Origin of the sequence: Streptomyces sp. NPDC059398, assembly GCF_042751845.1 — a bacterium.
Classification (GTDB): domain Bacteria; phylum Actinomycetota; class Actinomycetes; order Streptomycetales; family Streptomycetaceae; genus Streptomyces.
In genome coordinates this window covers 1-8,317 of record NZ_JBHYWP010000167.1, presented here as the reverse complement: position 1 = coordinate 8,317, position 8,317 = coordinate 1, and the positions used below count along the sequence as shown (strand labels likewise).

9 protein-coding genes are annotated in these 8,317 nt (G+C 71.1%); 4 read left to right on the top strand and 5 right to left on the bottom strand.

Annotation, left to right across the window (positions count from 1 at the left end; genetic code table 11):
- Positions 1-63 precede the first annotated feature (63 nt).
- Positions 64-777: a ribonuclease H gene (locus tag ACFXBC_RS34225; protein WP_385033718.1), complete on the bottom strand. Its 714-nt coding sequence runs from the start codon at positions 775-777 to the stop codon at positions 64-66.
- Positions 778-1,034: 257 nt separating this feature from the next.
- Here ACFXBC_RS34225 and ACFXBC_RS34220 point away from each other — a divergent pair, with 257 nt between their 5' ends.
- A complete protein-coding gene (locus ACFXBC_RS34220) occupies positions 1,035-1,520 on the top strand; it encodes a cation:proton antiporter regulatory subunit (protein WP_266860137.1) in 486 nt (161 codons plus the stop codon).
- A gap of 6 nt (positions 1,521-1,526) precedes the next feature.
- A complete protein-coding gene (locus ACFXBC_RS34215) occupies positions 1,527-2,783 on the top strand; it encodes a cation:proton antiporter (protein ID WP_385033715.1) in 1,257 nt (418 codons plus the stop codon).
- 74 nt (positions 2,784-2,857) lie between these two features.
- Here the strand turns inward: ACFXBC_RS34215 and ACFXBC_RS34210 are convergent, their stop codons facing one another.
- Entirely contained in the window at positions 2,858-3,562 is a 705-nt protein-coding gene (locus ACFXBC_RS34210; RefSeq protein WP_385033712.1) for an adenosylcobinamide amidohydrolase, read from the bottom strand.
- A 76-nt stretch (positions 3,563-3,638) separates the two neighbouring features.
- The gene (locus ACFXBC_RS34205) at positions 3,639-3,938 is read right to left on the bottom strand and encodes a hypothetical protein (protein WP_385033710.1); all 300 of its coding nucleotides are present in this window, start codon (positions 3,936-3,938) and stop codon (positions 3,639-3,641) included.
- 135 nt (positions 3,939-4,073) lie between these two features.
- Between ACFXBC_RS34205 and ACFXBC_RS34200 the strand changes: the two genes are divergently transcribed.
- A complete protein-coding gene (locus tag ACFXBC_RS34200; RefSeq protein WP_385033707.1) occupies positions 4,074-4,739 on the top strand; it encodes a transcriptional regulator in 666 nt (221 codons plus the stop codon).
- A gap of 68 nt (positions 4,740-4,807) precedes the next feature.
- Here ACFXBC_RS34200 and ACFXBC_RS34195 read toward each other — a convergent pair whose 3' ends face one another.
- Entirely contained in the window at positions 4,808-5,278 is a 471-nt protein-coding gene (locus tag ACFXBC_RS34195; RefSeq protein ID WP_385033704.1) for a DUF5954 family protein, read from the bottom strand.
- Between the two features lie 157 nt (positions 5,279-5,435).
- Here ACFXBC_RS34195 and ACFXBC_RS34190 point away from each other — a divergent pair, with 157 nt between their 5' ends.
- Complete coding sequence (locus ACFXBC_RS34190) at positions 5,436-6,179, top strand: FadR/GntR family transcriptional regulator (RefSeq protein WP_385033701.1); 744 nt, start codon at positions 5,436-5,438, stop codon at positions 6,177-6,179.
- A 129-nt stretch (positions 6,180-6,308) separates the two neighbouring features.
- On the opposite strand, the gene ACFXBC_RS34185 is transcribed toward ACFXBC_RS34190, so the two are convergent.
- The gene (locus ACFXBC_RS34185; RefSeq protein ID WP_385033698.1) at positions 6,309-8,156 is read right to left on the bottom strand and encodes an exo-alpha-sialidase; all 1,848 of its coding nucleotides are present in this window, start codon (positions 8,154-8,156) and stop codon (positions 6,309-6,311) included.
- Positions 8,157-8,317 lie beyond the last annotated feature (161 nt).

Genomic DNA, 8,317 nt, shown 5'->3' with positions numbered 1-8,317 from the left:
CCGTAACGGTACGGAGCAGGCCCGGCACGGGGAGGCCGCCCCGTACGGAGCGGACCGGAAATCCTAGGCGGTGTCCGCCGTGCGGCAGTCGGGGTGGCCCCAGCCGTCCGTGTTCTTGGCGATGAGCTCGCCGCTCGCATAGGAACGGCCGCAGCGGCAGCGGCCGGGGAACTTCGCCTTCAGCGTCCGCGACGAGGTGCGCTTCGCCGACGGCCCGGCCTTCGTGGCACCCGCGGACCCGCGCCGGGATGCCCCGGACGTGCGGACGGCGTCAGGTGCGGCGGGAGGCTGCGGGGAGCCCAGGTGGCTGCCCGCGGCCTGCTGCACGATCGCGGCCTGGCTGGCCGCCCGGTCGGCGAAGTCGTTGAGCGGATCGCCGTCGACCTGGTGCGCGGGGACGTAGCGGAATTCGACGGTACGGCCGGTGAGCAGCTCGTCGATCCGCATCACGAGTTCCTGGTTCGCGACCGGCTTGCCGGACGACGTCTTCCAGCCCTTGCGCTTCCATCCGGGCAGCCAGGTCGTCACCGCCTTCATCGCGTACTGGGAGTCCATCCGGATCTCCATCTCCACGCCGGGGTCCACAGCGGCCAGCAGGCTCTGCAGGGCGGTCAGTTCGGCCACATTGTTCGTCGCCGTGCCCAGCGCTCCCGCCTCCCAGCGGACAGGTGTGCCCGCACTGTCGGCGATGACCCAGGCCCATGCCGCGGGCCCCGGATTTCCTTTCGACGCCCCGTCACACGCGGCGATAACGCGTTCAGCCATGCCCCCGATCATGCCAGCAACGCGGGAGGGCCCGGCACCACACCCTCACCGGGTGGGCCCGGCCGGGAGTCACCTCCCGACCTGGGCCGACAAAAAGGGTTAATCACCCCATAACGACTCCACTATTTACCATTACTTGACCTGCGATAGAGTTACGGGCAGAGCTACCGGCTGCCCGCTGGACGGATCCGCGGAGACCGACCGCGTCGCGCCGCACCTACGGCAACCGTGCCCGCACACCGCCCCTGAATGCCCGTATGGAGCCTTCTATGGAACCCGCCGCCCGCATCCGGAAGACCGGACTGCCCGGAGTCGGAACCAGGTACGACCTCAACACCGATGCCGGACAGCACATTTCGGTCGTGGCACATCAGGACGGCCGACGCATCCTCGCGTTCCACGATCCCGAGGACGACGACAGCTGCCGCAGCTCGACGCCGCTCGCCTCGCACGAGGCGGCCGCGCTGTCCCGGCTCCTCACCCCCGCGCCGGTGGCCCAGCTGCACGAGCACCTGGAGATCGACCTGGTGAGCGAGCGCATCGCGATCACCAAGAGGTCCCCGTACGCGGGGCGCGTACTCGGCGCCACTCAGGCGCGCACCAGGACCGGTGCCTCGATCGTCGCCGTACTGCGGCGGACCACCGCATTCCCGTCTCCCACCCCGGACTTCCGCTTCGCCAGTGGCGACATCCTCGTTGTCGTCGGCACCCGCGAGGGCGTGGACGCCGTCGCGGAACTGATCACCGGAGGATAAACGCCTGTGCACAACATGTCCGCGCTGCTCATCGAACTCGGGGCGGTCATCCTCGCCCTGGGGCTTCTGGGCCGCTTCGCCGGCCGTATCGGTTTCTCTCCCATCCCGCTGTATCTGCTGGCCGGACTCGCCTTCGGCCACGGCGGCCTCGTACCGCTGGACGCCAGCGAGGAGTTCACCGCCACCGGCGCCGAGATCGGCGTCATCCTGCTGCTGCTCCTGCTGGGGCTCGAATACAGCGCGTCCGAACTCGTCACGAACCTCAAGACCCAGTACCCCTCCGGGATCGTCGACTTCGTACTGAACGCGACACCGGGCGCCGCCGCAGCGCTCATCCTCGGCTGGGGCCCGGTCGCCGCCGTCGCACTGGCCGGGGTCACCTGGATCTCCTCATCGGGAGTGATCGCCAAGGTCCTGGGGGACCTCGGCCGTCTCGGCAACCGCGAGACACCGGTGGTCCTCGGCGTGCTGGTCATCGAGGACCTGGCGATGGCCGTCTATCTGCCGCTGCTCACCGCACTGCTCGCCGGACTGAGTCTGGCGGGCGGCAGCCTCACCCTGCTGATCTCCCTCGGCACGGTCGGCGCCGTCCTCTATGTGGCGCTGCGCCACGGCCGGTTCATCAGCCGGGCGGTGTCGTCGGACAACCCGGAGATGCTGCTGCTCGTGGTCCTCGGGCTGACGCTGTTCGTCGCGGGGATCGCACAGCAGCTCCAGGTCTCCGCCGCGGTCGGTGCGTTCCTGGTCGGTATCGCGCTCTCCGGTGAGGTCGCCGAAGGCGCGCACAATCTGCTGACGCCGCTGCGGGATCTCTTCGCCGCTGTCTTCTTCGTCTTCTTCGGACTGAGCACCAACCCCGCCGACATCCCGCCCGTCCTCTTCCCCGCGCTGCTGCTCGCGATCGCGACGGTGCTGACGAAGATCGCCACCGGCTGGTACGCGGCCCGCCGGGCCGGGATCAGGTCCGCGGGACGCTGGCGGGCGGGGGGCACGCTGGTGGCACGCGGCGAGTTCTCCATCGTGATCGCGGGCCTCGCGGTCGGCGTCGAACCGCGTATCGGCCCGCTGGCCACCGCGTACGTCCTGATCCTGGTCATCGTGGGCCCGCTGACCGCCCGCTGGACCGAGCCACTGGCCCGCCGGCTCCGCCGCGGCGCTGCGGTGCCAGCCGCGCCGGCGGCCCCGCAGCCGGCCGACGCGGTGGAGACCGCGGATCCGGCGGATGCCACGGATGCGGCAGGCGCCGCGGGTTCACGCGGCTGACCGGCACCCCGGGCCCGCCGACCGCCGCGCCGGACCGGCAAGCCGCAGCCGGGACCGGTCGGCGGCGGCCCCGGTCAGTGCCGCGCCGCGTCCGGCGGCAGACAGGCGAGCAGCGTCGCACGGCGCCCGGCGCGGCCGCCCCGGCCCCCCCCGCCCGCCGGGGCCCCCGCGCGGGGCCCACGGGCCCGGGCCCCCCGGGGGGGCGGGCCGGCCGGATGGCCGGGCACGGAGACGCACACAGCGTCGGTGGGGGTGCCGGACGCGTCGAGACCGGCGTCCCGCAGGGCCTGGACCTTGGCCTCGGTGGCGGTGGCCACCGCGTTCACCAGTGCCGCGTCGGAGAGTGCCACCGGCACCGCCACGATGATGTTGATCGTCCCCGCGGGCAGCGGCTCGTCGCTTCCCGTACCGGGTTCGGCCGCCCAGCCGTGCACCCCCGTTCCGGCGGTGACCAGGGCCTGCACTCCGCCGTCCGTCGCGGAGCGGGCATTGCGCACGGGCGCCGCCGTCATCAGCCCGACCCCGGGGCCCGTCGCGCCCGCCCGTCCGGCGATCTCGGCGAGATGGCTTTCCGTGTCCGTCCGCGCGTAGCCGGGACGCACCTGGGCGTTGAGCACCCAGTGCCGCTCGCCGATGCCTCCGCCCAGCGCCGCGCTGGAGATCATGCGCCGGCCGGGCCCGGGGGTCCAGAGCAGCAGCGGCCAGTGCCCGCCCTCTTCCTCACGGTCCAGCAGCCGTATGTCGTCCAGGGCGCCGGGCCCAGCGGTCCTCAACAGCACCCCGCACCCTAACGCGACGGGTCGGGGCGGGGAACGGCCGCCCGGTCATGGGCGGCTGCTGCCTGGGGCCCTGCGGCTACTGCCAGGGCTCCGCGTTGTACTGGACGGTCTGTGCGGTGACCCCGCCTCCGGCGCGCACCGCCTCGACGACGATCTGGTGGAGTTCGCGGCTGGCACGCTCCGAGCCGCAGGGCACGGGGCTGCCGACCAGCGTGAACCAGTCGGACGATCCGCTGTACTGCACGGCGAAGGACGCCTGGTCCTCCCACCACGTGGTGTGCACCGTCAGATCACCGGTCAGTACACCGATCTCTTCCGTACGGACTCCGCCCGGTCCCGCGAAGATTCCGCTGGTGGTCCACGAAGCCCAGGTCATTGGCGTCGTCCTTTCGGACAGGGACAGCCGTTCGAGTGAACATGTCCGAGTATGGCACCGCGGCCCTGGGTGTGCACGACAGCTGCCGCAACACTCTGGGCGGGTGCCGTGCACCCAGGACGAAGGGAGAGGGAGATGCACCGTACAGCGCTCGACGTACTCAGGAGCACCACGGCCGAGCTGGCGCCGGGGGCCGCAGACAACCGGCTCGTCCCGCTGGTCGCGGCGGGCACGGCCGACCCCGGCGCGCTGTCCGCGCTCGCCCTGGAACAGAGGTACGTCATCGACAGCGACCGGAGCGCATTCACGTATCTGGCCGAGCGGTCGGCGGCTCGCGGGGATGACGCCTGTGCCGTATTCTTCGGCGCCCTCGCCGCCGGGGAGGAGATCGCGGCCGAGCGGCTCGAAGCGCTGACCGCCGCGTGCGGGCTCGGCGGCGCCGAGGTCGCGGCCTACGAGCCGACGGCAGGCTGCCAGGCCTACCCCTCGTACGTGGCGAGGCTGGCCCTCACCGCCGCGCCCGCGGAGGCCGCGCTCGCGCTCACCGCGAATTTCGCCGCCTGGGGTGAGTACTGCGCCACGATCGCCGAGGGGCTGCGCACCCACTACGGGTTCGACGACCGGGGCTGCGGATTCTTCGACTTCTTCGGCGAGCCCGCGCCGGATCTCGAAGCGCAGGCGGCGGACGCCGTCCAGGCCGGGCTCGACAGCGGTCTCGACCTGGCAGCCGCCCGCCGCCATGGGCGGCTGCTGCAGAGTTACGAGCTGATGTTCTGGAACACGCTCGCCGGACTGGCCTGACGGCCGGTACCCGTGCAGCCCGTTCAACCCGTACAACGCGTTCAACCGGTGCAAGCCGTGCAACCCGGTCAGTGCTCGGACTCCCGGTCGTCGAACTCCTCCGGGAAGGGGCAGTCCCCGCCCTGGGGCGGCTCGGGGCCGTACTCCGTCATGACGACGGTCTGCTCGACACGTACGATCCGGTAGACCTTGTCGCCGAGGATGGCCTGGTCCGCCCCGTTCTCCACGGCGTCGGCGGCCTGCGCGTAGCGGGCCGCCGCCACCGTCGGGTGCCCGGTGGTGGCGCGCAGGACCGCGGCCAGGTCGAGCCGCGCCTCGTCCTCGCTCGGCTGGGCGGGGAACATCTGCCGCCAGCCCGCGCCTTCGAGGACCATCGCCGCGTAGGCGGTGTAGGGCGCCATCCGGGTCCGCTCGAAGGACGCCGAATCGACCGGATAGCGCCGGCGCAGCTTCTCCTCGCGTGCGCCGGTCGCGAGTACCTGTCGCGCCTCCTCGTCGAAGGCGCTCCGGCTGCCCGCGGTCTCGTCGTGATCGCTCATGGGACCATCATCCTGCCCGGGCCCGGATCGCCGTAAGACGTCTGCGCTGTGTCCGGGAAGGGCGTCCCGAAATTTGTCTGATGTCTGATGTCTGATGTCTGATGTCCGATGGCTGATAGCGTGTGAACACAGCTGGGACGAGGAGAGGGATCAAGGGGTGGAGAGCCGGCGAATCCTGGAAGGACGTCAGGGGCGTGCCCTGCTGAGACAGGAGGTCAGCGAGGGCATCAAGCGGTACATCCTGGAGAACAAACTCCGTCCGGGAGATCCGCTGCCCACCGAGAGCGAACTGAGCGCCACGCTCGGCGCCAGCCGGTCGAGCGTGCGCGAGGCGGTCAAGACCCTCGACGCGCTGGACATCGTGGAGGTGCGGCACGGCCACGGCACCTACGTCGGCCGGCTCACCCTCTCCGCGCTGGTGGAGGGGCTCACCTTCCGCGGACTGCTCAGCCGCGACGACGACTTCAAGGTCATGTCGGACCTGGTGGACGTACGCGAGCTGTTCGAGCGCGGGATGGCGGAGCGGATCCTCACCTCCCTGGACAGCGACCATCTCCGTACGCTCTACCGCATCGTGGACGACATGGAGCGCTCGGGAAACAGCGACGGCATGGGCTTCGTCGAGGCCGACCGCGCCTTCCACGCCCTGCTGGTCGAGCCGCTCGGCAATGAACTGATCGGGCAGCTCTCGCTCGCGTTCTGGGACGTGTACACGATCGTGGTGCCGCATCTCGGCGAGTTCACCAGCAAGGACGAGGCCGAGACCGTGGCCAACCACCGCAGGATCGTCGACGCCGCCCGGGCCGGCGACGTCGACGCCTTCACCCACGCCATCGCCGAGCACTACGCACCGGTCAGGCGACGGGTGCAGGAGGCACGGGCAGCGGCTCCGGCCGACTGACCTGCCCGCCCGGCCACTCCGGGCCCGTCCCCCGCATCGTGCCGAGGGGGCGGGCCCGCTCGGTCGCCGTAGCCTTCTGCCGTCCGGCTCAAGGGCGGCGAGTCAGGACCGCGGCGCCCGTTCGGCCGGTCAGGACTGCCGCGCCCAGTCGGGGGTGAAGCTGCTGAAGACGATGCCGCCGGTGTCGCCGATCTCGTAGAGGTCGCCGATCGCACCGCTGCCGAGGACCGCCGTGGTCGAGTATCCGGCCGCGCCCGGCTTGACCAGCACCTGGTGCGGCCAGGTCACACCGTCGTCGTCGCTGGTACGCACCGTCAGCTCACTGCGGCCGGTGGACGCGTTGTTGCTCTGCACGGTGACCGGGGTCAGAGCGGGGAATCCGCCGGATCCGACGTCGGCGGGCCGGAGGTACGAGATCTCGTCGCCGTTGCAGCCGGGGTCGATCAGGCCGGAGTTCCAGGCCGGACCGTAGGCCCCCGCGACATCGCGCCCGGTGGCCGTGTCCGCCGCGGTGGCGTACCAGCGGTTGCCTCCGCTGTCGGACCTCAGGTTCTGCACCACCTGGCCGGTGTCGCGCTGGACCGCCTTGTTCTCGTTGACGCCGGTCGCCGCGGCGGCGCCCGCGTGCCAGGTGGCGCCGTGGTCGTCGGAGTAGATGTTGCCCGCGTGGTCGGCTCCGTCCTGCTTGTAGACGATCGGCTGCACGAGCCGGCCGTCGGAGAGCTGGATGCCATGGCCGGAAGAGGCGAACATACCGGCCCACTTCACGCTCTTGACCTGTGGGTTCAGATCCACCGGGCTGCTCCAGGTGGCGCCGTTGTCCGTGGAGGAGATCACCCGGATGTGCAGGGCGGTGGTGTCGGTCGCCGAGTTCGAACCGGCCGATGAGCCCGCGTAGCTGATGCCGGGCGCGGGTGAGTAGTTGATGAACGCGAAGACCGTGCCGTCCTTGCCCGCCGAGCGGTCCACCAGGAGGCTGCTGTCGCCGTACCCCTCGCTGGTCGTCGCCGCGTGCGCGACCGTCGATGCGCCCGTCCAGGTGGCGCCGCCGTCGGTGCTGCGGCGCATGGCGACCTGGATGTTGTTGCCGGCCCCACCCAGGTCGGCTGTGCTGTCGACACGGGCGTCGGCCATGGCGATGACGGTGCCGTTGTCGGTGACGGCCATCGCGGGGATGCGGACCGAGGCGGCGGTGCCGGTGTAGGTCTCGTATCCGCTGCCGTCCGCCCTGGCCCGGTTCAGACCGGCGATCGGGGTTCCCGCGCTGGTGGAGGTGTGCGCGGCGAAGAGCGCCTGCGCGTTCATACCGGGTGTCCCGGTGGCCAGCCCGCACCGCGCGGTCCCGCTCTCGGTACGGTCGAAGCCGGTGGCCGTCGTCCTGATCCGGTACGGGGTTCCGTCCGCCACCGTCCAGGACAGCGTGTCGTCGGAACCGTGTGCCGCCAGGGTCCGGGTCCAGGGGGAGCCGGAGCGTCCCTCCCACTGTGCGGTGAAGGTCTTCGACGTGTCGGAACGGTTGACCAGGGTGAGCCGCAGCCGGTGGGTGGCGGCGGGCGAACCGCCGGTGTCGCTCGGGCACTCCATGCTGATCTGCGCGGCCATCGACCGGCCGCAGTCCAGGGTGCCCCTCATGGTTCTGTCCAGACCCTGGGGTGTGGTGGTGCGGAGCGAGTAGTCCGTACCGCTGGGCTTGGAGAAGTACAGGTCGGTGCGGTCACCGGCGGCCACCGTACGGGTCCAGGTGCCGTTGCCCGGCCAGCTGACGGTGAAGGTGGTCGCCGCCGCGGTCGGGTTGAGCAGCGCCACGCGGATCCGGCTGCTTGTGCAGTCCTGGCTGACCACGGCCGACTGGCCGCCGTCGGCCGCGGCGGCGGCCGGGCCGGTGACGACCACGGCGGCGGCGAGCGTCGCCACCACCGCCGACAGGGCAACGGCCGTCCTTCGCAGGGGCGTTGGTGCTCTCCACATCAATGCCATCTGGTCGAACGCTCCTTGGTGCGAGGGGGAGGATGAGAGGAACACGGAGATCGACGAACGGAACCGGGGATCGCTTCACACTCGGCGAACGTGCCGATATTAAATAAAAAATCTCTTTATACGTAAATGGTTCTGTGTGCTAGAGTGGAAGCGCGCCGGGG

Coding starts and splice junctions, on each gene's coding strand:
- ACFXBC_RS34200 (WP_385033707.1), top strand. CDS start 4,074: ATGCACCGTACAGCGCTCGACGTACTCAGGAGCACCACGGCCGAGCTG.
- ACFXBC_RS34205 (WP_385033710.1), bottom strand. CDS start 3,938: ATGACCTGGGCTTCGTGGACCACCAGCGGAATCTTCGCGGGACCGGGC.
- ACFXBC_RS34225 (WP_385033718.1), bottom strand. CDS start 777: ATGATCGGGGGCATGGCTGAACGCGTTATCGCCGCGTGTGACGGGGCG.
- ACFXBC_RS34195 (WP_385033704.1), bottom strand. CDS start 5,278: ATGAGCGATCACGACGAGACCGCGGGCAGCCGGAGCGCCTTCGACGAG.
- ACFXBC_RS34185 (WP_385033698.1), bottom strand. CDS start 8,156: ATGGCATTGATGTGGAGAGCACCAACGCCCCTGCGAAGGACGGCCGTT.
- ACFXBC_RS34220 (WP_266860137.1), top strand. CDS start 1,035: ATGGAACCCGCCGCCCGCATCCGGAAGACCGGACTGCCCGGAGTCGGA.